Consider the following 23,688-nt stretch of genomic DNA (forward strand, 5'->3'; position numbering starts at 1 on the left):
AATGGGCATCACTGCTCATTCTTCCCTTTTGGTTAATTTTTCCCGGAAACACCGGCACTTTCAAAGGTTGCCATTTCATTGATCATCAATATAGCCGATTGAATGATACTAAATGCAACTGCCGCACCCGTACCTTCCCCTAGTCGCATGGACAAAGACAGAATAGGTTCTTTTCCTAAATATTGAAATGCCTTTTGATGTCCGGGTTCCATGGATTGATGACCAAGTAACATATATCCTGTTGCGCCTTGGCTTATAGTTTCCGCCACACAGGCTGCTGCAGTCGAGATAAATCCGTCTAAAATGATTGGCACGCGCTTAGAGGCAGCTGCAAGCATGGCCCCTACCATCGCAGCCAATTCTAGCCCCCCTACCTTACGTAATACATCATAGCCGTCTGAGGGGGTAGGTTGATGAAGAGCTAGCGCTTCCCGAACCACTTTAATTTTATGAAGATGTTGTTCAGAGGATATCCCTGTTCCATAACCAACCAGCTCTGCTGGATCTAGACCTGTTATGGCCGCCACTACGGCACTGCTTGTCGTAGTATTACCAATACCAACTTCCCCTACAACTAAGAAATCTACACCTTTTCCAAATAGCGTCATCGCTTCTTCATAACCAATCTCCAGCGCTCGTTCTACTTCTTCTTGAGTCATCGCCTCGGTACGTAAAAAGTTCTCCGACCCCTGTCGAATCTTCCGGTCTTTCACAGGTGCTGAAAATGGCTCTCCCATCACCCCCACATCAACCAATGAAAATTCTGCTTGTTGCTGTCTGCTGAAGACATTGATGGCCGCTCCGCCTACCGCCATATTCTGTACCATCTGACGTGTGACGAGTTGAGGAAAAGCTGAAATTCCCTCTTCTACAACTCCGTGATCTGCTGCAAATACTAATACACCTAATTGATGTATGCTAGGCTTCTTCTTGCCTTGAATCTCAGCCAATGTGACCACGATTTCTTCCAACTTCCCTAAACTTCCGATAGGCTTCGTCAATGTATCTACATACGCCTTTGCTTCCGCACCTGCTGAGACGTCCAATGCAGGGATAGTATACTGTTTCAAATGATGACCTTCTTTCTTAATATGTACAACTATTTATCTAGCTTCGCTTTTAAGTATATCAGTAGACCCTAATGAGTATCCAATTAAATATCTAGTATGCAAAGAATGTCGTTTGAAGGTATACTAGGAAGAGCGAACATGTCATACATTACGCCAGTTACATTACTATCAGAAAAGGGGCGATCCATATGATTAGTGAAAAATTAGCACAAGCATTGAACGAACAAATGAATAATGAATTCGCCGCAGCACAAACTTACTTATCCATGGCATCTTACTGTGAATATCGCAATTACAGCGGATTTGCGCATTTCTTTCTACAGCAAGTTGAAGAAGAGCGTCAACACGCAATGAAAATCTATTCTTATTTGAACGATCGCGGGATCCGTGCAATTATTACAGAAACACCTGCACCAACTACTTCATTCGATAACTTGGTCCACACGTTTGAAGTGGCATTGCTACAAGAAAAAGAAGTAACAAAATCTTTTTACCAAATTATGGATATGGCATGGGAAGAAAAAGAACATGCAACGATTTCATTTCTAAACTGGTTCCTTGACGAGCAAGTAGAAGAAGAAGCAACGTTTGATCGACATATCGAGTATTTGAAGCGAATCCGTGAAGATAAGAACGCATTGTTCATCTACGAGAAAGAACTTTCCACGCGTTCATTTGAAGCCGAATAAAACAACAGGCAAGCTAGTGGTTCATAGACCTCTTGCTTGCCTTTTCTATTCTAGCGATACGGTTTAAACATGCTTCACATATACATTGCTTATGCAGTTGTTCTTCTGGTATTTGGCGAAACACTTCTTCTGTAAAAATTTTCTTTGTACACCAGCAATGTTCGTCACTCTCCACTGAACTCCCACACAGATTATTCCCCTGGCAAATCGGACATTCGTTTTTCATGTATTCTCCTTTCTACAACCGATGCTTGTCCAGCTCCGCCGTATTTTTCTTCTCTAACTCTTCTACACGTTCTTCTAATTCCTTATTTCGTTTCATACTTTCCATCGAATACAAACCCGCTAGTAAAGCGACCACAAATGTTGCGTAGTTAAACCACTCCATACATTCCGCCCCTTTTTTACTTTTGTTTTTTCAAAAACATTTCATACACTTTTTTCAATGTCTCAGGTGTGAGTTCCATATTATGTTCATACATATATTTTACTGCATATCCTAGCGCAACTGTCATAGACCCGGCAACACTTGCGGCAACGACCATTCCTGCACCCGGAATCACTTTAACGATTTGACGAAAAGCTGTTTTTCCGATATTCCCTACGATCGTTGCAATGATCAGCTCCTTGGCATGGTCTTTTGTAATCGGTTTTCCATATAATGTAGATAACTTCAACATGAGGCCCACTTGCAATGTTGTCAACGGTATAAAGTCAGCACCCGGAATGGGAACTGCTCCAATCGTAGCGGCTGATGCACCTGCTGCAAGAATCCATCGTTTGGCAATGGATGATTTATCGGCCATATTTGCTGCGAGTAAAAGATCTTTATTGGCGTCTTTTAATTGCTGAAGAATCTCTTTTTGCAGGAATTCCATTTGCTCTCCTGTCTTTGAAGAGATGGGAATAACCGGATAAGCAAACCCAGTATGCTCCAAAACATAGTTCACTAAACTCGGGACATCATCGGCTGCATCTATTTTATTGAGTACGAGAATAATCTTCTTATTGAGTGTAGCAATCTTATTCAATGACTTTAGTTCTGTATCTGACAATACCGTACCCGCTGCATTGAGGAAGAATAAAATCACATCTGCTTGATTATAAAACTTCAGCGTCTCATTTGAATGTTCCTGATGAATATCATCAAGACCCGGCGTGTCGACAAACAATATGTTGTCTGTGTAATAAAACTTTTTAACTTCTTTCGTTTCCCCAGGTTGCGCTCCCACTTCTGCTACATCTTTTTGCATAAGACGATTCAGTGTAGATGACTTCCCTGCATTGACGTCCCCGACCATCGCAATCAGAATTTCTTTTTGTAATTGTTCGTTGATTAGATCAGATTCTTGTTTAAACACTTCATCAAATGATTCATCTGACATGAAATTCGGTGTTTTCATTGTAGCATCTTCCTCCATTAAATTTGATTATTCAGTTTAAAGTATTGTAAAAAAGAGCATCAGTCATTCCCTTTCTTTTGACTGATGCCCTACGCTATTTATCTGGTCACTTAATAATAAGGTGAAATCAATATATACACAAGGACTCCTGTAAAGCTAACATATAACCATATAGGCATCGTCCAACGAGCAATTTTTCGGTGACGCGGGATTTCCATATTCCATGCTCTTGCGACACTTGTTAGCGCGAGCGGAACGATCGCAGCGGCTAACACGATGTGTGAGAACAAGATGAAGTAGTAGAATCCTGCCAAGAAACCACTACCGCCAAACGGCGTGGACTCTGATAAAAAGTGATATGTGACATATGTCACTAAAAATAAAGCGGTTGTCCCAAACGCTGCATAGATAAAACGTTCATGCAGTTTGACATTTTTCTTCAAAATCGCGACTAATGCACAAACAAGAAAAACAAAAGTGAAACTGTTAAATATGGCATTCAATAGAGGCAAGATTGTAATATCAAATGCTGTGAAATTCTCTACACCTGGCATGCCTGCCAAGATACCTATCGCACCAATGAGAATGACAGAGATGATGATAATCGCCGGACGGTAATTCCGTTTTTTGAAATTTGCAGGCGGTGTTGTTTGATTCGTATAGTTCATCTAGTAGCACTCCTAATCCTATATTCATAACTACCCTATATCGTACCATACGTAACATGTTACGCAGGTCATAATTGTGTCGATTTTTGAAATTGCTCTTCCGTTTCTTCTCTGAATTCATTAATTACTTTTATAAATTTGGCAATGGTCGGTGTCAAATAAGAATCTGCGCGTCGTACAAAAACCGTTTTAATTTGGCTGTACTTGGGCGGCAGATGATAGCAATAGACTAACCCTTGATCTAATAAATGAGAAACAGTTGATCTTGGAACGAATGTCACACCTAATCCTGCCGCCACACTGCCGAGAATCGTCTCCAATGTTCCGAACTCCATCATTTTCGTCGGCTTGAATTGCTCATCTTCAAGCCATGACTCTAAGCGAGCTCGATAACCACAGCCCTTTCTAAAACAAAGGATCGGCTCATCTTTAATGTCTTCAATCGATTGGAACGGTTTACTCGAAAGTAACACGAGCTCTTCTTCAAGCACATCATGTACGGCTAGATCGGGATGCGTCGTACCTCCTGATATAAACGCTCCATCAAGTTGATGATTTAGAACCTTAAATTGCAATCCTTCCGTTACACCCGTCAATAGTGAAATATCGACTTGTTTATATTTTTTATTATATCTTGACAGAATAATCGGCAATTTGATCACCGTTTCTACCGAACCTAGTTCCAGCTTTCCTGAAGGTTCTTTGTCATTCTGCACCACTTTCCTCATTTCATTTGTTAGCGATAAAATCTTCTCGCTGTAAATAAGAAGGCGTTTCCCTTCAGGCGTTAAGATCATTCCTCGGTTATGACGATTAAATAAAGGCGTTTTTAATTCCGCTTCGAGCTTTTGTATTCGAGACGTAATATTGGACTGTACATAGCGTAATTCTTTAGCTGCCGCTGTGATGGTTCCTTTTTCTGCGACAACCTGGAATATCTCCAAGTCTTTAAATTCCATGTATATCCTCCTAGTAATATTCCCTTATCTATATGGTATCACTAAAATCGATAGTAGTCATCATTATTATTCGTTTTACGTGATTTCCAATATAGTGTTTAATAGGAGTAGTACTTCAAGGAGGTTGGGGCTGTTGAAAAACAAAATTATTTGGGGAGCGTTTCTGTGCTTTATAGCCAGTGTGTCATGGGGTGCAATGTTCCCAGTTGCCAATAGCGCGTTCAAAAATATTGATCCTTTTTATTTCACATTAATCCGTTATGTATCGGTAACACTTCTACTCGTCATCATACTATGGTTTAAAGAAGGAACACAGGCGTTTCGATTTGAAAAAAGAGGTTTATCTCTTTGGTTCTTCGGGACGATGGCATTCGTTGTCTATAATCTTTTTATTTTCTGGGGTCAAGATTTAATGGGACAACCCGGAACGATGGTAGCGTCCATTTCAGAGGCCATGATGCCGATGATTTCTATTGTTATTGTCTGGATGATTAGTAGACATAAACCACACGGCTTCACGCTCACTTGTGTATTTACGGCATTTGTCGGTGTGATGCTTGTGATCACAAAAGGTGACTTACGCACTTTTTTGACAGCAACCGATGATATTGTACCTTCACTTCTCATCTTCATTGCAGTAATCGGCTGGGTGATTTATACAATGGGCGGCAATCGCTTTAGTGAATGGTCTGCATTACGTTATTCTACATTGAGCTGTCTACTTGGTACATTCACTGCTTGTATAGTGGTATTTTTCGTAACATTGACAGGCTATATTTCGGTTCCAACTGTGGAAACTTTGCAAGTCGTAACACCACATATGTTGTTTATGATCGCATTCCCGGGCATTATTGCGTTAGTAGGTTGGAATGTTGGTGTACGCATCCTATCTCCATTGAACGGTTTACTATTTATTAATTTCGTGCCAGTGACTACACTAGTCATTTCATATATACAAGGGTATCAGTTAACCATTTTCGATTACATTGGTACAGTATTTATTATTGCAGCGCTATTAGGTAATAATATATTCCTTCGTATACAACAGAAGCGCAACGACGAAGTACATCAATATAAAGAACATAATGCGCAACCTAGTGTATAATGAACCTGAAAAATCTACTATTTTAAATGAACTAAAAAACACAGCCACATTCCAAGAATTTCGAATGTGGCTGTATTTTTAATCCGTTTTTCCATTTACTTACAGATGAACATGGAAAAATCGAGTCAATTGCTTAATCTTGGTCAAGCTTTTATACTATTAGCACATTAAATAAAACGAACAGGAGTGATTGTCGATGAAGAAATGGTGGCTTTTACCCGCCCTCGCTGTTTTTTTGGCTGCGTGTGGTAGCAATCAGGAAGCAAAACCTGTAGAAGATGAGGACATTTCGGTTGATGAAATCGAACCTGAGGAAGAACCGGCAGAACCTGAAGTGACTGAACCTACTGACACGGAAGAAACATCAGAAGAGGCACCTGAAGAAATGCCTGGTGAAGAACCGAATGCTCCATACGAACCTTCTAATACTAACTTGTTAGAACATGAAGAAGCTGAAATATTGGAAGAACATATACCGATGGACGAGTTAACGGCTCAAGTAGAAGTGGATAATCAAAACAAACGAATCGTTCTGTATGAAAATAAAAGCGGACAAGAAGTATACAAAAGTATTTTCATCAAAGACGATAATCATTTAAAAATTATTGATTTGAATGACGATCACGTATTGTATGAAGGTAATTTGTAAAATAAAGAGGTTGGGACAGAACAGAAAAAACGTAAGGGGAATGTCCTTTACGTTTTTTTCTGTTCTTATCAGTAAAAATTTTTTTAGAATAACAGAGTGTACCGGAACGGAGAAAGGCCGACTCCTGAGGGATCAGCGTGCGTCTTGAGACCCTGGACAGGTGCCTTAATTTCTGCAAAGTACACAGAAATACGGCCAAGCGAACCCTACGTTGTTCGCTTGGCTCAAGCCACGCCCCTCGGAAAGCGTGCCTTTCGGAGTGCAGGGAAACGGGGTGAGATAGTTATATCCCAACCTCTTTATTTTATATATCTTCTGGCTGACACATATTCTGACTTATACGGTTCCACTGTCATCGGAATGATTTCTACAGTACGCTTAGGGTTTGGTGCGTGGATCATTTGACCATTCCCTGCATACATTCCTACATGGTGAATGATCCCTTTTCCTTTATTATAGGCAAAGAACATCAAGTCACCGGGTTGTAGATCATTCTTCTTTATCAACGTTCCGTTCAATGCTTGCACAGAAGCATCACGCGGTATATCAATACCGTGTTGTCGGTAGACTGAGTAAGTGAATCCTGAACAATCCAGTCCAAATCCTGAAGTACCTGCCCATAGATACGTTAATCCGTCAAAGAGCTTGGCTGTATCCATGATTTGTTGTGTTGTGGGCTTCGGCATGACACCATCTGCTCCTACTATCTTCACTGCGCTTCTGTCTACGTACTTCACTCCGTCGGCAGGTGTTTGGACTGCGATTTTATTATCCATAACTTCCATGACCGGCAATGTCGTGTTGAAACTTATTGAGCGGTAAGGTTGCTCTCCGTTTTTATCCATCGTAAGTGTGGCTGATCTCTTCGATACCATGGCCGTGTCACATGTTACGTAGTTAGGATACACAGTCGTTAAATGACTCTTCAACATCCATCCCGGATAACCTGCTGCGTTTTTTGGAGAGCTTTGATCCACTACTATTACCTGAACCCAGTCTCCTTTTGTTTGCAGGACTTTGACTGTTTGACCGTATAGTGCTTGCGTTTCTAGTTTCCCTACTAGCCATTGCTTTTCACGTAAACTCATTGCAGTAACCCATTTCGTAATGTCAGGCAATTTGTTTGTCGCATACGCGTCTACTGTGCGCGACTTGGCTGGTTCTTTCCAAAGTGTTGTAACGGGAACATTTACTGTTTGCACTGGTGTGTTATTCGGTTGATAACAAGCGGGTTGCTCTCTAAAATCAGGCTCAAGAATTCGGGCAAGAAATACTGCAAAATGTCCACGAGTTAATGTTTGATTCGGCTTAAACGTATTATCCAAATACCCTGTCGTAATAGCATTTACAGATAACTTTTGTATATCAGATAAACCCCAATACGTTGCAGGCACATCACGGAATCGATACGTAGATTTACCCGTCAGATTGAATGCGCGAACGAATACCGCTGCCATTTGCCCACGTTTTAAATTACCATACGGTTGAAATTCTTTATTCTCGTTACCCATGAAAATACCTTCATCAACCATTGTGGCGATGAGTGCGTAGTGCGGATGAGATAACTTTACGTCCGACAGCTTGGCATCAGGTCTATTATCTACAGGGATTTTCAGTGCGCGTTGAATCATTCCTGACGCTTCGAGCCGTGTGATCGGTTCGTTTACCCGGTACTTGGTGTTTGGCTTTTCTATGATAATTCCTTTTTCTACTAGATAATGTATTTCATCAGCAGCCGAATGCTGTTGACGTACGTCTTGGAAGACGGTGGCATGTGAGGTAGTAGGGATTGCATATAGGACTAACATCATCGTTAGCACTATTGCACAGATCTTTTTCAAGTTTAGGACACTTCCATTTCTATAGGTAGTTTTTCCTTAACTATACCTGAGCGACAATTTTTTGTATAGAAAAAATTCAAATAAGTGTGACTGCACTTAACTTATATTCATGCAAAAAAGAGATCTCCCTTGAAGTGTTGACACTTCAGAGAGATCTTTTGTTAACTGAATAGCAGTTCGCTGACTACCTTAATTCAATTCGTTATTACGTTAAGATGTTCTTTAAAATCGAAACTGCTTGATCGATTTCTTCATTTGTGACTGTTAATGGTGGTAATAGACGGATGACATTCGTCCCGGCAGGTACTAGGAGTAATCCTTGTTTTTCGGCCTCTTGGATGAATGAAGCCATTTCTTTATTCGAATGAATTCCAACTAATAAGCCATTACCACGAATCGAGTATTTATCTTTAGGTAGTTCTGCTTGGAGTTGTTGTTTCAAATACGTACCTTTTTCTTCAACAACCTTTAAAAATGCAGGATCAAATACATGATCAATTACTGTTTGAGCAACTGATACGGCTAATGGGTTACCACCGAACGTTGTACCATGTGAGCCCGGGCCGAATGTATCGAATAGCTCTTCGCCAGCTAGCATGGCTCCGATCGGAAAACCGCCACCAAGACCTTTAGCAAGAGAAATAATATCGGGTTTTAGTGCAGTCTGCTCGTAGGCATAGCGTGTCCCTGTACGCCCGATTCCTGTCTGTACTTCGTCGATAATAAGAAGAATATGATGTTCATTACAGGCAGCCATAACTGCTTCAGCAAAAGCAGGTTCGATAGAATTCACTCCACCTTCCGCTTGGATGACTTCTAGCATGATAGCAGCTACATTCTCGTTAGTTGCCTGTTTCAAAGCTTCGATATCATTAAACGGTAAAGCTTCGAAACTTCCAAGCATTGGGCCAAATCCTTGTTGGATTTTATCCTGACCCGTAGCCGCCATCGCACCGAATGTTCGCCCATGGAATGACTGTTTGAACGATAAGATATGATGCTTGCCTGTATGTTTACGCGCTAGCTTAATTGCTGCTTCATTCGCTTCAGCACCACTGTTACAAAATAATGCATACGATAGATCCGTATCTTTCGTTAATGATTCAGCAAGTTTTTCCTGTTCTGGACTTTCAAATAAATTGGAAATATGCCATAGCTTTTCACTTTGTTCTTGCAATGTTTTAACGATGGCAGGATGAGCGTGACCTAAACTGACGACTGCGATGCCGCTAGTAAAGTCTAAATAATCCTTTCCCTTATCGTCAGTTACTACGGTACCTTGTCCTTTTACGAGATGTACCGCACGTCTTGCATAGTTATTGAATAAATACGTCACGCGATTGCCTCCTCATTGGTAATGACCGTGCCATTTAATTTTTGACAGACGATCTGTACTGATGGAATGCCCGCTTCTAGACAATCGATGGCCGCCATTACTTTCGGAATCATTCCTCCGTAGATATCTTCTGTTTTAATCCAGCGATAAATTGCTTGAGGTACCACTTCTGTCTGAGGTTGGTCTTGAATCCGGATTCCAGATGTATCTGTCACCAATAATAAACTTTCTGCCTCAACAGCTAATGCAATTTGACTAGCGACTGTATCCGCGTTAACGTTCAATGGATCCCCAGAAGCAGTTGCACCAATACACGAGATTACAGGAACAATGCCTGCATCCAATAATGCGTCCAAGATCTCTGTTTTCACTGTTTTAATTTCTCCCACATAACCATACGTATCAAAATCAAGTACATCACACGTAAATAAGTTCGTATCGAATCCACTTAACCCAACCGCTTTGATCTCTTCTTGATTGAAACGATGAACGAGCGCTGGATTTACTTGGCCAATCATGATTGACTGAACGATCCCGATCGCTTCAGCAGATGTAACACGGAACCCCTTAACTACAGTCGAAGCGACACCGCGATTCTCAAGCTCTTGATTAATATTTGGTCCCCCACCATGAACAATAATTACTTGAACACCATCTTGCTGTAATTTCTTCACACCTTGGAAAAAACTATCGCTTAATTCGTCTAGCATACTGCCGCCTAGTTTGATAACCTGTCGTTTACGTGCGGTATGTTGCGTTGATTTGAACGTAGTCATAAGTAAGATCGCACCCCCATGCCATTCCCTGTCCAGTTCCTTGGTTTAATTCTATTGCAAATTTGACTTCATGTTGTTTAAGGTAAATTAACAATTTCTCTTCTGAAAACGGAATAGGTTCCCCGCCTTCTACTACTACAGTGTCACCAATATAGATTTTGATATCTTCAGGATCTATTGTGGCCCCGCTATATCCAACTGCAGCAATAATTCTTCCCCAGTTCGCATCACAGCCAAATACTGCCGTCTTGACAAGCGGTGAACCGACAACAGATTTTGCGATTTGACGCGCTTGTCCATCCGAAACTGCACCTGTCACTTTCGCTTCGATCAATTTGGTAGCACCTTCTCCGTCTTTAGCGATCATTTTCGCCAAATCACGAGATACGGCATGCAATGCATCGACGAAAGATTGCCATTCGGGATGATCCGGAGTTAATGAGTGGTTACTCGCCATTCCGTTTGCCATGACGAGAACCATATCATTTGTTGACGTATCACCGTCTACTGTAATGGAGTTAAAAGTTACATCCGTAATCTCTTTAAGTGCTGTTTGTAAATGTTCAGATTCAATATTGGCATCGGTTGTGATGAAGCCAAGCATTGTCGCCATATTCGGTTCGATCATTCCTGAACCTTTTGCGACACCTGCTACCACTACTTCACGATCATCGATCACCGTTGCGTAGGCAGTATTTTTTGTTACGGTATCTGTTGTTAAAATTGCTTGTGAAAATTGAATGGAGCCTTCTAACGTGTCCATCGGTTGAAGTTTTTCAATACCAGATAGTAAAGGAACCATATTCATTTGTTCACCAATCACACCCGTTGAGGCAATTCCTACAAGATTGGAATCAATACCTAAATGCTCTGCAGTCTTTTGTTGCATAGTTACTGCGTCATGCATCCCTTGCTTTCCTGTGCATGCATTCGCGTTACCAGAGTTAATGACAACCGCTTGCATTTTTTGTGTTTCATAAACAACTTTTTTTGTAACTTGAAGTGGAGCTGCCTGGATTACATTCGTTGTGAAGACACCCGCAACACTCGCTGGCACTTCGCTGACTAATAAAGCTAAATCATTTTTCTTATGCTTTAGCCCACAGTGAATGCCGACTGCCTTGAATCCTTTTGGTGAAATAATGTTTTTACGCGAGATGCGCTTCATACTTTCGATAGTTTCCATAGTAGTGCTCCCCCTCTAGTTCTCGTTTCCAAATTAATTAGTTAAATCCATAATGGAATAACATCGATTCCTGTTTTTTCATTTAGACCATATTGAATATTCATGTTTTGTATAGCTTGTCCAGCGGCACCTTTCACCACATTATCAATAACTGCTATAATCGTTGCCTTATTTGTTCGTGGATCTACCTTGACATGGATATCGCAATAGTTGGAGCCATATACCTGTTTCGTACTGACCTTTTGCACGTCTGTCATAATACGAACGAACGGACTATCTTTATAAGTTTCTTGCAAGCAATTTATAAGTTGTTCTTCCGTTACTTGTCCATTCACTTTTGCATAGCTCGTTGTCATGATGCCCCTCGTCATAGGAACAAGATGTGTAGTGAACATAATTGGTTCCGGCTGATCGGCAAATGTATTCATTGCTTGTTCAATTTCTGGTATATGCTGATGCTGATGAATTTTGTATATAGAGAAGTTTTCATTTGTTTCACTGAAATGAGTCGCTTGGCTCGGTTTATTACCTGCACCCGATATACCACTTTTCGCATCAATGATCAATTGGCTACCGTCAATTAGTCTGTTTTTCAGTAACGGAAGTAAAGAAAGAAGAACTGCTGTCGGGTAACACCCTGGATTCGCAATGACTTCCGCATCGGCAATATCCTGTTTATTCCATTCGGGAAGTCCGTATACACTTTTCTCCAAATGTTCAATTGGCGGTGCATCCTTTTGATACCAGTGCTCAAAAGTCCCTTGATCTTTCAATCTAAAATCTCCTGATAAGTCAATCAATTTAGCACCTGCGCCCACCAATGGAGGAAGTAGTGTAGTTGTAACACCAGCTGGTGTACTGAAAAACACTGTGTCCAGCTTGCTAATATGTTCTGGTTCTATAGCCTTCATCGGCCGATCGTGAATATTCACGAGATGTGGATATTTTTGAGAAAAGACCGTCCCCACTTCTGAGGATGTGAATAAATCAATTTGTTCAATTTCCGGATGGTTTTGTAGCAACCGTATCAATTCTAGGCCACCGTATCCAGACGCTCCTACGATTCCAACCTTCAACGCTATCACCTCTTTATTCATTAATGATAAGTATACGTATGTATAATTATAAAGTCAACTGTATTTTTATTTATTAACAGTCAATTTACAAATTCTCTTTCCTTTCTTAATAGAAAATCTATAACTTCCTCTTCACTATATGTTATTATTATGGAGTGTATAATATGATCAAATGAATTAGAAACTTTCAGGAGGCTATTATGGTAGATTTATTAAAATTATCGGGTAAAAATATTGTCATTATGGGTGTGGCAAATGAACGTAGTATTGGTTGGGGAGTTGCAAGAGCATTATTCTCAGTTGGTGCGAATGTCATTTTCACCTACCGTAAAGATCGCTCCCGTGATAAATTAGAAAAAGCGTTAGCTAAAAGTGAATTTACAGCTACACAAATTGTACAATGTGATGTCAATAGTGATGAAAGCATCGAGCAGGCTTTCAAATCGATTGGCGAACAAGTTGGTGTAATTCATGGCGTAGTTCACTCTATCGCGTTTGCCCATCAACAAGACTTGCATAATCCATTTGTAGAAACGACTCGTGATGGATATGCATTCGCACAAGATTCCAGTGCCTATTCATTGGTAGCAGCAGCACGTGAAGCCCGTCATTATATGACAGAAGGCGGAGCAATCATTACGATGAGTTATTTAGGGGCAGAGCGAGTTCTTGAAGGCTATAACGTAATGGGTGTTGCAAAAGCTGCTCTTGAAGCTTCTGTACGCTACTTGGCATCGGAGCTAGGTGAACAAAATATTCGCGTCAATGCAATCTCTGCTGGAGCAGTTCGTACATTATCCGCAAAAGGCGTTCCTTCCTTTAATACTATCCTCAGTCAAATTGAGGAGCGTGCGCCACTAAAACGTAATGTCAAACCTGAAGAGGTTTCAGATATGACAGTGGCAATGTTAAGTAATTTATCGAGTGGCGTGACAGGTGAAGTCATCTATGTAGATGCCGGCTACCACATTATGGGGTAATCTTCTGAAGGATTCTCTTAGGAGAATCCTTTTTTATGAGCTCTTTTCACTATAATACAATTAATTGTCTCAATACATATACTTTTCAGAGTACCTCAGGAGGAAGTTCAAATGAATCAATTTACAAAATTTGATACGTTCAAATTAGGGCTGACGATGTTCGCGCTCTTTTTCGGTGCAGGAAATATGATTTTTCCACCGCTACTAGGCCAACTAGCAGGAACACAAACATGGATTACGCTAGCTGGCTTTTTAATAACAGGAGTAGGTCTTCCTTATCTCGGCGTAATTGCAGTGACTATGAGTGGCAATCAATTAAGTGATTTAGCTGGAAAAGCATCTCCTTTATTCGCCATGATTTTTCCATTAGTTATTTATTTAGCACTTGGGCCATTCTTCGGTGTTCCGCGTACAGCGACTGTCTCATTCGAAATTGCCGTTTCTCCATTTGTACCGGATTCGTATTCTAGGTTGGCATTGGCGCTCTTTTCCATTGTGTTTTTTGCAGTGACGATTTGGCTTTCATTTAAGCCAAATAAACTAGTTGATCGTTTCGGAAGTATTTTAACTCCCATATTGCTAGCTATCGTCACGCTTATCGTCGTGACTGGTATTATCAAACCAGTCGGTGAAGCGGGCGCACCGCAAGGATCTTATGCAGAAGATTATTTTTTCAAAGGTTTTATCGAAGGGTATGGAACAATGGACGCAATGGCTGCGCTCGTCTTCGCCATTATCGTCATTAATGCCGTAAAAGCGAAAGGTATTACTGATAGAAGAGCAATTACTGTTATTACAATGAAAGCAGGATCTATCGCAGTGATCGGGTTAAGTTTTGTCTATGCTGGATTAGCCTACCTAGGGATGACGAGCCGCTCTGTAGCAGAAGGCGCAACGAACGGCGGAGACATTTTAGCCAAACTTGCCTATGCTTTAATGGGGAATAATGGATTATACTTACTCGGGCTTGCAGTCACACTAGCTTGTTTAACAACTTCTGTTGGTTTGACGACTGCTAGTGCTACTTATCTCTCTAAAGTTGCACCGAAAATCTCTTATAAAGCATTCGTGTTTATTATTTGTTTGTTTTCAACGATCGTTGCGAATGTCGGTCTCACGCAGTTGCTTGCAGTGACGATTCCTATACTAGTAGGTGTATACCCACTTGCTATCGTACTAATAACCTTCAGATTGTTACACCCGTTTTTCAAAGGTTATCATGAGGTGTATAGTTACGGTTTATTGGCAGCGGGTCTAATTGGATTTTTTGATGTGTTACGTGCATTTAATATCGACCTGGTACCGGTTAAACATATATTGGAATTTTTGCCATTATACGAGCAAGGTGTCGGTTGGATTTTGCCTGCCATAGTGTTTGGCGCAATAGGTTTTATTGTCGCTTCTGCTCAAGGTAAGCCTCGCGTTGAATAGTAAAAGCCTGCGGACATCCGCAGGCTTTTACTTATTTTTTATCAAGTTATATTACTGTCCCTTCATCAATCCTTTATTACCTTTTGTAATAATGGATTCATAATCGATATATTCGTAAATGTCGTCTTCGATATGGTCGCTAAACTTTTTAAGTTCCCCCACTGTCAGGTCTTCAATTGCTTTGTTTTCCTGTTCACAATAAATAATGATTTTTCCAACGGTTTCATGCGCATCACGGAACGGCGTACCTTTTGCAACTAAATAGTCCGCCACTTCTGTAGCATTCAGGAATCCACCTTTAATTGCGGCTTTCATTTGCTCAGCATGTACTTGTAGAGTGTCGATCATTTTAGACATGATTTCCAAGCAATCAAGAACTGTATCCAGTGCATCAAAGAATTGCTCTTTGTCTTCTTGCATGTCTTTGTTATATGTTAATGGCAACCCTTTTAACGTAGTCAGTAAAGCGAATAGAGACCCATATACACGTCCTGTTTTACCACGGATCAGTTCGGCTGCATCCGGATTTTTCTTTTGTGGCATGATGCTACTTCCTGTTGAATAGGCATCTGATATGGTGATAAAACGGAACTCTTGGCTACTCCAAAGAATTAATTCTTCACTTAAACGGCTCATATGCATCATAATGAGTGAGAAGTCGGACATTAATTCTACTAAGTAATCGCGATCACTGACTCCGTCAAGGAAGTTATCTACCGGCTTATCGAACCCTAGCAATGCTGTAGTCACTTGACGATCAATATCATGTGTTGTGCCGGCAAGCGCCCCACAGCCAAGAGGGTTTTCATTTAAGAGCTCAGCCGCGTTTTGCACACGTTTTTTATCTCGTTTGAACATTTGTGCATAAGCACCCAAATGGTGGCCGAAAGTGACGACTTGCGCGCGTTGCAAATGTGTGTAACCCGGCATAATAACATTGTTTGCTTTTCCTTTTGCTTCAAGTGAATCAATTAGAACTTGCAATGCATCCATGACGACAGATGCTTGATTTCTCGCATACTGTCTCATATCGACAGCTACTTGATCATTTCGACTACGGGCCGTATGTAATTTCTTACCTGTCTCCCCTACTCGCTCCGTCAAGTTCATTTCAATGAATGAGTGAATATCTTCGTAATTGCCTTCAATTTGTAGTTCGCCAGATTCAATATCTGCTAAAATTGACTGCAAGCCGTTCACTAGCAATTCACCTTCCTCCGGTGACAATAAATCCGAATGAACTTGCATCGTTACGTGTGCGATACTACCTGCAATATCCTCTCTATATAAACGATAATCAACGGGTAAAGAACTATTGAACTTCTCCATGATCTCATCTGCTTTACTACTAAAACGTCCGCCCCAAAGCTTCATCATTCATCAAACCTCTCGAATTGTATTTTTATGCTTATTTGCGCATGCTGATCATGATTGGTACTTTCTTGCACTTTTTCTATTCTCTTATTTTGACACAGTAGAAGACATTTTTCTACTGTAAGTGCTATTGCGATTCCTTGTTTAAACTGTGCATTTATGAGATAATGATTGAACTACAAACAAATGAGTGATGACAATGACAAACTGTACGCCCATCCAACAATTAAAATTTTTTATGACCTCGCCCAAAATTAGCGAGGTTTTTTTGTTGTTTAAGGGCAACACTGTTAGAGGGGGGAAACTTTTATGACAACTCGTATCAATGAACACTCTACATCTTCTGTCTTAGCAATTTGGATTAGTTTAATTAGCAATATCGTACTAACCATATTAAAATTAGTCGTTGGGTTTATTTTCAGAAGTCCGGTTTTACTCGCAGATGGTTTCAACAATGCCAGTGACGTGGTCGCTTCTGCCGCTGCGTTGACATCCATGCAGATTTCAAAACGACCCGCTGATGAAGATCATCCGTATGGGCACGGTAAAGCAGAGGTAATTGGCTCAAGTATCGTAGCAATTATTTTAGGTTTGGCTTCCATTTATATTGCTGTTGAAGCAGCGAAAGCGTTGTTCGCAGAACCAGCAACAGCCAGTAAAATTGCATTACTCACAGCAATTGTATCGTTAGTTTGGAAATACGTGCTCTATATTTATACAATACGTGTAGGAACAGCTGAAAGCAGTAAAGCCTTAATTGCCACGGCTTATGACCATTTGGCTGATGTTTATGCCTCACTTGCCGCAGTGGTCGGAATTGGACTTGCATTAATAGGGGATGCCTATGATTGGCTGTTGCTCTCGTACGGTGATCCTATCGCGGGAATTATTGTATCCATTTTTGTATTTAAAATTGCGGTGGAAATCGGTAAAGATAGTATTGATATATTAATGGAAAAAAGTGTTGATGATGATCGATTAATCGCATTTGAAGAATTGATTCAATCAATTCCAGAGGTAAAACGAATTGACCGTTTGCGCGCCAGAGAACATGGCCACTATGTATTGGTCGATATTCGCATCGCAGTCGATGGAGATTTAACCGTGCAACAAGGCCATATTATTTCAAGTAGATTACGTAATTTGATCATGGCAAGAAATGAAGACGTCGATGAAGTGTTAATTCACTTAAATCCGTGGTATCCCGAAAAACAATCCGGTATACTTACTAACGAGGAGTGAATAAAATGAGTACAGTAACGATCAATACACTAGAAGTATGTGTAAAGGAAACAGAGGAAACAGTACGTTTCGCAGATGAACATTTTTTACAGCAACCCATCTCTTATTTGAAATCTAATATAGCTGAATTTATTTTCGTCGAGTCACCTGACTTTGATGAGATCCAAGTGGATTCGCTTGCACTTGAAGTAGATGATATTTTCAAAACGTATATGGCGTTATTTGGATTACAGGGCAAGAAAAAGGAAGGCGACACGATTCGTGCATTTATCGAGGAAAAACTTCAGCACGAACTCAACGGTTTTAGCATTTCGTTTTCTGACAATGAAGGTTTCTGGGAGTTGAATGTTCCATTTGATTCCCTGAAAGGTTTTGACGAGACGATGTCCATCCAGGATGCATTACAACTTTTGTATGAAGTACTTGGCGATTTGCATGAAATGAGAGCAAACAACTAATGGCCTCGCATTATATTTATACGTATATTCGGCACCGTGATGAAGAGGAATTATGCCGAATGGAAATGCGTGCTTTTTTCGGTCATGACGTAGAAGATAATGTGATCGTAAGCGAAATTGGCGTTGATCCGTCACGAAGTCCGTTTATACAAACTCGACTCGAAGTCATACTGGATGCAGACAGTTTAGAATTGCTAGTGGACAGAGCTTCTGAGTTGGAGATGGATCAATTATTTAAGACAGTCTGCTTGAACGATATGACACTTGCCAGAACAGCTAAAATCGGTCATGATGATCGTCGTAAAATAGAGCGTACAATTGGATTGCGGATCAAAGGCGAGCCAGAGTTGGATGATCCTGAAGTGTTAATCGGCATCATGCAATTGGATGATCACTGGTATGCCGGGATTTTACTTTATAGTTCTTCTGATTGGCATGTACACCAGCAAAAGCCACATATGTATTCCACTGCACTTGGTACACGTTTAGCCAGAGCTGCCGTCAATATCGCAGTTCCGCATCCTGAAGGAAAACGCGTCATCGATCCTTGCTGTGGAATCGGAACTGTCCTTGTTGAAGCACTATCTATGGGAATCCCAATTGAAGGTCGTGATATTAATCCACTTGTCGTCTATGGTTCACGAAAAAATATTGACTATTTCGGTTTGGAAGGCCAAGTGGCAATAGGTCCAATCTCTGAAGTCGATGAAGAGTATGACGTTGCGATTATTGATATGCCATATAATTTATTTACGCATATTACAGCAGAAGGCCAACTCGAAATTTTGAAAGAAGCTCGTCGGTTTGCGAAAACCTGCTTAATCATCACGATTGAGAATATGGATGAAATGCTCGAAATTGCCGGATTTGAGATAGCCGATCGTTGTCTCGCACGTAAAGGTACGTTTTCGCGTGAAGTAGTGCTATGTAAATAATGAAAGACGAGTGAGGATTCTTCTCTCACTCGTTTTTTTTATTGTCTGTTTTAGTGTAGCAATTGGTTTATTCATACTTACATACTCCTCCATGCTTGTTACATTAATGAATCACAAATAATTTTATTATATATCTCATGATGAAAAGTGTGAATTTTGTAAAATAGGGGAAACAAAAGTGAAAGAGCATTTATTTATCACACCATTCGTTTTTACTAGTGAGCTCTTATTCTTTTATGAGGAGTGAAGTTTATGTTTATTAGCATCATGAAACTTTTAAGTGTTCTTTATCTATGGACATGGTTTGTCTGGCCGTTCGTTTTTGTTATTTCGATAATTTACGCGATCAAGGAGTTGGTGAAAGAAGAGCCGGCATTTATGAAGCCTGCAATCATTGCATCGGTGTCTTTGTTAATTATTCTAGCGGGAATCAGCTCTCCTTCTTTGTTTTTATAACAGATTGAAAAGGAGTGAGCGATACTTAGTGTTGTTTACTGAAGATAGGGCTGTAATGATCTTGAACTTGAATTTGAACGTATACTTAAATAAGTACGAAGATAATATGAATTCATATACTCACAACCAATATAAAAAAGGATGCCTGGTTAGGACATCCTTTTTCATGCTTCTTATTTAGTCAATGACACTGTATAATCCGCAAGTAAACGTGCTCCGTAGCCCGTTGCAGACTTCGTGTAATACCCCTTCGACTTCTGCTTATCCATGACGCCCGCCATGTCCACATGCAACCAGTTGTTCTTCGGTGCGAATTTACGCAAGAAGAGACCAGCCGTAATCGACCCGGCAACAGTTAGAGAACTCATGTTATTGCAATCCGCATAGGCACTTTCTAGAGTTTCTTCATACTCATCCACTAATGGTAGTGGCCAAACGAAGTCACCATTTTGATCGCCAATTTTCTTCAGTTTAGCAGATAACTCTTCATCACCAAAGACTCCCCCCACTTCTGTACCGAGAGCAGCGACCACAGCACCAGTCAATGTAGCGATATCAACTGTGTAATCTGCATTTAATTCACCTGCACGAATTAATCCGTCCGCTAAAATCAAACGGCCTTCTGCATCAGTATTACCGACTTGTACACTGATGCCATTCTTATATTGAATCACTTCGCCTGGCATGACAGCGTCAGGTCCAGGTGTATTTTCAACCATAGGAATCAGCACGACTACATTCACTTTTGCATCTGAATGAGCTAGTAGTGATAATGCACCGCTTACAGCTGCCGAACCGCCCATATCCATGCGCATGTCACTGTCGTCTCGTCCGCCTTTCAAGCTGATACCGCCTGAATCGTACGTTACACCCTTACCGACAAGAGCTACAAGTGGTTTGGATGCATCTGTCTGCAATGTCATCTCTACGAATGAAGGCTCATACTTACTGCCACGGCAAACTGTCAATACGCCATTCATTTCACGTTCTTCAATTTCTTTTTTGCCAAGTACATCAATTTTCACTTTTGTTCCTTTGAAATGTTCTTTTAATACTTCTGGATACGTCTCTGGATTCAGTACATCGGAAAGTTCATTCATCAAGTCTCGAGAAAATGCCATAGCAGCTGCACGTACTTCTCCTGATTTGACGGCTGCTTTGTCTGCACCTTGAACGTCTAATGTAGTGATAGGGTCCGCTTTTTTAGATTGGTAGCGGTCAAAGTTATAAGCGCCAAGGTGCCATCCTTCCACGAAGGCAGTAATGGCTTCATTTTCAGATGACCACTTTTGTCCTAGCTGATCTGCTTGAATCGAAGCGGAATCTACTTTTTGTGCCGCAAGATTGCGAGAGATTTCACCTGCAATACTGCGAATGGCATCTACCGTTTTCCATTCTGTATCTTTTATAACGACTAGCTGCTTTCCATCATGTACAAACGTGGAAAATGCTCCAGCTTGATTGTCGACAAATTGCTTCACCAACAAATTCTTCGTTATTTGTCCATCTGTTGCGAATAAAATCTCTACATTCATTTGCATAGTTATAATAGCTCCCTCCACTATTTCGGTTTCCTAAATAGTTTATCACTTTTTATCTGATAGCGCTAAGAAGAGTGTTGCAAGTGGTCCTAAAAACAAAGAAAGTATAAACCAGTTCAATCCACTTCTATTTTTCCCTTGCGCCAACACTGCATTGATTAAAGCTAATGTCCCCCACCCTACAAAATATCCTTCATTCATTTTTCATCACTCCGTTATCTAGTTGTATAGCGTATATACGGATTAGATAACAGGTTAGTTTCATGAATAGTGCCCAACGCAAAAAAGGAACATGTAAAATGTTCCTTTTGGTTACCTGATTAGCTATTTATTGACGTAGGTGCTTTGTCATCGGTCGCATTTTCATAGTTCTGACTACCGACTTTAGCGCGTATTTCTTCTTCTGTTAACGGTGGTGGAATTTCGTGGTCTGCTAACGCTCTGTTTTCAGGTGGAACTTCTATGTTCTCCAGGGCGGCATTCTTCGCATCCATTTCACGTCCATATTGTTCACGTTGTTCTGCAGTCGTTCGTTGTTCTTTTGATAAATCAGCCATTTCATCACCTCAATCACGCATTTTTACTTATCTTTCCCGTTATTTGCTATACTAAACCTATTAAGTGTAGCGGAAGGAGAGATACTACGTGACAACGATTTTAGTGGATGCAGATGGCTGTCCGGTAATCAGTGAAACGATCGGTATTGCCAAAGAGTATGGCTTACCTTGTGTGTTAATATGTGACACTGCGCACGAAATGCACCGAGAAGGCGCTGAAACGATTACTGTTTCTAAAGGAGCCGACGCAGTCGATTTTGTCTTGGTGAATCGGATAAAAAAAGGAGATATCGTCGTCACTCAAGACTATGGATTGGCCGCTATGGCATTGGCGAAACAAGGTTTGCCACTTGATCAAAATGGCAGATGGTATACAAATGACAATATTGATCAATTACTCGCAGCACGTCATAAAGCACAGAAAATCCGCAGAGCAGGAGGTCGTTTACGCGGCCCGAAAAAACGAACTGCTGACCAAAATGAAGGATTTATTTCTAGTTTGCGTAAATTATGTAAAACTATTCAATCTTAAATGAGTCCGTATAGCATAACGAGAGACCGCAAGTTTACATGCGGTCTCTCGTTATGTTACGTTGATGGCTTCACTTGAATAACTAAAATATCCGAATCTTCTATTGCATGTAAACTATGTCTTTCCAACGGTACCATATGCAAGATATTATCTGGTGTTACATCAACCGGTTCGCCTTCTACAAAGAACCGTACTTTTCCTTTACGTACGATGATGAATACTTCCTTATTCGCATCATGCTCTGCTACTTCTTCACCTGCACGCAATTGAATATTCATTAAGACCGCATTTTCTACATCCGCTACTTTCCCCACATGCTTTTTCTTTTCTGTCAATTGACTTTTTGTATCAATCAAATTCATCAACGTTCTCTCCTTTCAAAAATTCTTGCATAATCAATTCATACGACTTCAGTTTATCATGAAAGTCATACGTAATGGAAACGAGCATGATTTCTTCTGCTTCAAAATCCTCAGCTATTTGTTCCAACTGTCTACGAGCTGATTCGGGCGTACCTATAATCATACGCTCGCGGTTCAATTGAACAAGCTCTTGCTCCAGTTGACTATATGGATACGCTGCCGCTTGTTTTGGTGAAGGTGTACCCTCTACTTGCATTCCTTGCTGTTGCATAACCATTAACAAATCCAACGAGGAGGCAATCCAATCTGCTTTTTCCTCCGTCTCTGCACAAATTAAAAATACCGCTACCGCTTGCTTAGGTGAAGAGATTAACGCAGAGGCTTGGAAATGATCCCGATAATACCTCGCTGCTTCCTTGCCTCCTTCACTATTGATGAATTGTGCGAACATATAAGGCAATCCTTTTTGTGCTGCTAAATTCGCTGATTCTTTGCTTGTGCCTAACATCCAAATGGGTGGTGCACCGCTCGTCAGTGGGGTTGCTTTTAACCCCTCATATGGATGATCTTGAGGCAATGTGTCGTGAAGATACATCTGTAGGTCATCAATTTGTTGTGGATATTGATCTCGATTTAGATATTCGCCGTTGTTGAGAGCATAGGTTGCTCGTGGCATCCCCGCAGGAGCTCGCCCGACACCCGCATCAATTCTCCCAGGAAACAAAGCTTCTAACACTTTGAAGTTTTCTGCCACCTTATAAGGGGAATAGTGAGGTAGCATGACACCGCCTGATCCGATTCGGATAGTCGAAGTGACTGTAGCCAAATGCGCTATCAGGATTTCAGGAGATGAACCCGCAAGAGTTGGGGCATCATGATGTTCCGACACCCAAAAGCGGTTATAGCCTAATTCTTCCGCTTTCTTCGCAAGAGCGGTCGTTTGCTGAAGAGCTTCATGAGCATTACTGCCGGATGTTATGGGAGATTGATCTAATATACTTAATTGTATCTTCAAGACAAGTCCTCCTCTTCTATTGCATATAGTCTACTAGAGGCCACGGC

At 40.9% G+C, this 23,688-nt stretch carries 27 protein-coding genes; 10 read left to right on the forward strand and 17 right to left on the reverse strand.

What is annotated here, in order from left to right; all coding sequences use genetic code 11:
* Nucleotides 1-32 precede the first annotated feature (32 nt).
* Nucleotides 33-1,070 carry a nicotinate-nucleotide--dimethylbenzimidazole phosphoribosyltransferase gene (gene cobT, locus SporoP17a_RS03950; RefSeq protein ID WP_083032737.1) on the reverse strand — a complete coding sequence of 346 codons (1,038 nt, stop codon included), beginning with the start codon at nt 1,068-1,070 and terminating at the stop codon, nt 33-35.
* Nucleotides 1,071-1,258: 188 nt separating this feature from the next.
* On the opposite strand from cobT, the gene SporoP17a_RS03955 reads away from it, so the two are divergent.
* Nucleotides 1,259-1,759, forward strand: a complete 501-nt coding sequence (locus SporoP17a_RS03955; RefSeq protein WP_083032740.1) for a ferritin — start codon at nt 1,259-1,261, stop codon at nt 1,757-1,759.
* 13 nt (nt 1,760-1,772) lie between these two features.
* Here SporoP17a_RS03955 and SporoP17a_RS03960 read toward each other — a convergent pair whose 3' ends face one another.
* The 5 genes from SporoP17a_RS03960 to SporoP17a_RS03975 form a co-directional block, all read right to left on the reverse strand.
* A complete protein-coding gene (locus SporoP17a_RS03960; RefSeq protein ID WP_083032742.1) occupies nt 1,773-1,985 on the reverse strand; it encodes a cysteine-rich CWC family protein in 213 nt (70 codons plus the stop codon).
* Nucleotides 1,986-1,997: 12 nt separating this feature from the next.
* Nucleotides 1,998-2,147: a hypothetical protein gene (locus tag SporoP17a_RS16695; protein WP_155979564.1), complete on the reverse strand. Its 150-nt coding sequence runs from the start codon at nt 2,145-2,147 to the stop codon at nt 1,998-2,000.
* Nucleotides 2,148-2,163: 16 nt separating this feature from the next.
* Entirely contained in the window at nt 2,164-3,162 is a 999-nt protein-coding gene (locus SporoP17a_RS03965) for a YcjF family protein (protein WP_156890519.1), read from the reverse strand.
* 110 nt (nt 3,163-3,272) lie between these two features.
* Entirely contained in the window at nt 3,273-3,830 is a 558-nt protein-coding gene (locus tag SporoP17a_RS03970; RefSeq protein WP_083032748.1) for a DUF420 domain-containing protein, read from the reverse strand.
* A gap of 68 nt (nt 3,831-3,898) precedes the next feature.
* A complete protein-coding gene (locus tag SporoP17a_RS03975) occupies nt 3,899-4,789 on the reverse strand; it encodes a LysR family transcriptional regulator (protein ID WP_083032751.1) in 891 nt (296 codons plus the stop codon).
* 130 nt (nt 4,790-4,919) lie between these two features.
* Between SporoP17a_RS03975 and SporoP17a_RS03980 the strand changes: the two genes are divergently transcribed.
* Nucleotides 4,920-5,894 (forward strand): DMT family transporter, encoded by a 975-nt coding sequence (locus SporoP17a_RS03980; protein ID WP_208859827.1) that lies wholly within the window; start codon nt 4,920-4,922, stop codon nt 5,892-5,894.
* Nucleotides 5,895-6,090: 196 nt separating this feature from the next.
* A complete protein-coding gene (locus SporoP17a_RS03985) occupies nt 6,091-6,543 on the forward strand; it encodes a putative periplasmic lipoprotein (protein WP_083032756.1) in 453 nt (150 codons plus the stop codon).
* A gap of 299 nt (nt 6,544-6,842) precedes the next feature.
* Here the strand turns inward: SporoP17a_RS03985 and SporoP17a_RS03990 are convergent, their stop codons facing one another.
* From SporoP17a_RS03990 to argC, 5 genes are all read right to left on the reverse strand, one after another.
* A complete protein-coding gene (locus SporoP17a_RS03990) occupies nt 6,843-8,384 on the reverse strand; it encodes an S-layer homology domain-containing protein (protein WP_083032758.1) in 1,542 nt (513 codons plus the stop codon).
* Nucleotides 8,385-8,589: 205 nt separating this feature from the next.
* Nucleotides 8,590-9,720: an acetylornithine transaminase gene (locus tag SporoP17a_RS03995; protein ID WP_083032760.1), complete on the reverse strand. Its 1,131-nt coding sequence runs from the start codon at nt 9,718-9,720 to the stop codon at nt 8,590-8,592.
* On the reverse strand, nt 9,717-10,496 hold the full coding sequence (gene argB / locus SporoP17a_RS04000) for an acetylglutamate kinase (RefSeq protein WP_083032763.1): 780 nt from the start codon (nt 10,494-10,496) through the stop codon (nt 9,717-9,719). Before argB ends, SporoP17a_RS03995 begins: the two co-directional genes overlap by 4 nt.
* Nucleotides 10,459-11,682, reverse strand: a complete 1,224-nt coding sequence (argJ, locus tag SporoP17a_RS04005; RefSeq protein ID WP_083032766.1) for a bifunctional glutamate N-acetyltransferase/amino-acid acetyltransferase ArgJ — start codon at nt 11,680-11,682, stop codon at nt 10,459-10,461. Before argJ ends, argB begins: the two co-directional genes overlap by 38 nt.
* 41 nt (nt 11,683-11,723) lie before the next feature.
* Nucleotides 11,724-12,758 carry an N-acetyl-gamma-glutamyl-phosphate reductase gene (gene argC, locus SporoP17a_RS04010; protein WP_167693374.1) on the reverse strand — a complete coding sequence of 345 codons (1,035 nt, stop codon included), beginning with the start codon at nt 12,756-12,758 and terminating at the stop codon, nt 11,724-11,726.
* 200 nt (nt 12,759-12,958) lie between these two features.
* On the opposite strand from argC, the gene SporoP17a_RS04015 reads away from it, so the two are divergent.
* Both SporoP17a_RS04015 and brnQ read left to right on the forward strand, forming a co-directional pair.
* Nucleotides 12,959-13,738 carry an enoyl-ACP reductase FabI gene (locus SporoP17a_RS04015; protein ID WP_083032772.1) on the forward strand — a complete coding sequence of 260 codons (780 nt, stop codon included), beginning with the start codon at nt 12,959-12,961 and terminating at the stop codon, nt 13,736-13,738.
* Between the two features lie 111 nt (nt 13,739-13,849).
* The gene (gene brnQ / locus SporoP17a_RS04020) at nt 13,850-15,169 is read left to right on the forward strand and encodes a branched-chain amino acid transport system II carrier protein (protein ID WP_083032775.1); all 1,320 of its coding nucleotides are present in this window, start codon (nt 13,850-13,852) and stop codon (nt 15,167-15,169) included.
* 51 nt (nt 15,170-15,220) lie between these two features.
* Here brnQ and argH read toward each other — a convergent pair whose 3' ends face one another.
* Nucleotides 15,221-16,546: an argininosuccinate lyase gene (gene argH / locus SporoP17a_RS04025; RefSeq protein ID WP_208859810.1), complete on the reverse strand. Its 1,326-nt coding sequence runs from the start codon at nt 16,544-16,546 to the stop codon at nt 15,221-15,223.
* Nucleotides 16,547-16,852: 306 nt separating this feature from the next.
* Between argH and SporoP17a_RS04030 the strand changes: the two genes are divergently transcribed.
* The 4 genes from SporoP17a_RS04030 to SporoP17a_RS04045 all read left to right on the forward strand — a co-directional run bounded on the left by SporoP17a_RS04030 (nt 16,853) and on the right by SporoP17a_RS04045 (nt 19,634).
* Nucleotides 16,853-17,785, forward strand: coding sequence for a cation diffusion facilitator family transporter (locus SporoP17a_RS04030; RefSeq protein ID WP_083032778.1), 933 nt, complete (start codon nt 16,853-16,855; stop codon nt 17,783-17,785).
* Nucleotides 17,786-17,790: 5 nt separating this feature from the next.
* Entirely contained in the window at nt 17,791-18,243 is a 453-nt protein-coding gene (locus SporoP17a_RS04035) for a hypothetical protein (RefSeq protein WP_083032781.1), read from the forward strand.
* A complete protein-coding gene (locus SporoP17a_RS04040) occupies nt 18,243-19,178 on the forward strand; it encodes a TRM11 family SAM-dependent methyltransferase (RefSeq protein ID WP_083032784.1) in 936 nt (311 codons plus the stop codon). The genes SporoP17a_RS04035 and SporoP17a_RS04040 overlap by 1 nt, the downstream gene beginning before the upstream one ends.
* A gap of 252 nt (nt 19,179-19,430) precedes the next feature.
* Nucleotides 19,431-19,634: a hypothetical protein gene (locus SporoP17a_RS04045; protein ID WP_029055155.1), complete on the forward strand. Its 204-nt coding sequence runs from the start codon at nt 19,431-19,433 to the stop codon at nt 19,632-19,634.
* Between the two features lie 173 nt (nt 19,635-19,807).
* Here the strand turns inward: SporoP17a_RS04045 and SporoP17a_RS04050 are convergent, their stop codons facing one another.
* From SporoP17a_RS04050 to SporoP17a_RS04055, 3 genes are all read right to left on the reverse strand, one after another.
* The gene (locus tag SporoP17a_RS04050; RefSeq protein WP_083032787.1) at nt 19,808-21,175 is read right to left on the reverse strand and encodes a leucyl aminopeptidase family protein; all 1,368 of its coding nucleotides are present in this window, start codon (nt 21,173-21,175) and stop codon (nt 19,808-19,810) included.
* Nucleotides 21,176-21,220: 45 nt separating this feature from the next.
* Nucleotides 21,221-21,376, reverse strand: coding sequence for a hypothetical protein (locus SporoP17a_RS16840; RefSeq protein WP_167693375.1), 156 nt, complete (start codon nt 21,374-21,376; stop codon nt 21,221-21,223).
* Nucleotides 21,377-21,495: 119 nt separating this feature from the next.
* The gene (locus SporoP17a_RS04055; protein WP_083032790.1) at nt 21,496-21,732 is read right to left on the reverse strand and encodes a hypothetical protein; all 237 of its coding nucleotides are present in this window, start codon (nt 21,730-21,732) and stop codon (nt 21,496-21,498) included.
* A gap of 88 nt (nt 21,733-21,820) precedes the next feature.
* On the opposite strand from SporoP17a_RS04055, the gene SporoP17a_RS04060 reads away from it, so the two are divergent.
* A complete protein-coding gene (locus SporoP17a_RS04060; protein ID WP_083032793.1) occupies nt 21,821-22,264 on the forward strand; it encodes a YaiI/YqxD family protein in 444 nt (147 codons plus the stop codon).
* A gap of 56 nt (nt 22,265-22,320) precedes the next feature.
* On the opposite strand, the gene SporoP17a_RS04065 is transcribed toward SporoP17a_RS04060, so the two are convergent.
* Together SporoP17a_RS04065 and SporoP17a_RS04070 are read right to left on the reverse strand one after the other, a co-directional pair.
* Entirely contained in the window at nt 22,321-22,626 is a 306-nt protein-coding gene (locus tag SporoP17a_RS04065; protein WP_083032795.1) for an AraC family ligand binding domain-containing protein, read from the reverse strand.
* On the reverse strand, nt 22,613-23,641 hold the full coding sequence (locus tag SporoP17a_RS04070; protein ID WP_083032798.1) for an LLM class flavin-dependent oxidoreductase: 1,029 nt from the start codon (nt 23,639-23,641) through the stop codon (nt 22,613-22,615). Before SporoP17a_RS04070 ends, SporoP17a_RS04065 begins: the two co-directional genes overlap by 14 nt.
* Between the last annotated feature and the right edge of the window lie 47 nt (nt 23,642-23,688).

It is taken from the genome of Sporosarcina ureae (genome assembly GCF_002082015.1).
GTDB classification, from domain to species: Bacteria; Bacillota; Bacilli; order Bacillales_A; family Planococcaceae; genus Sporosarcina; species Sporosarcina ureae_A.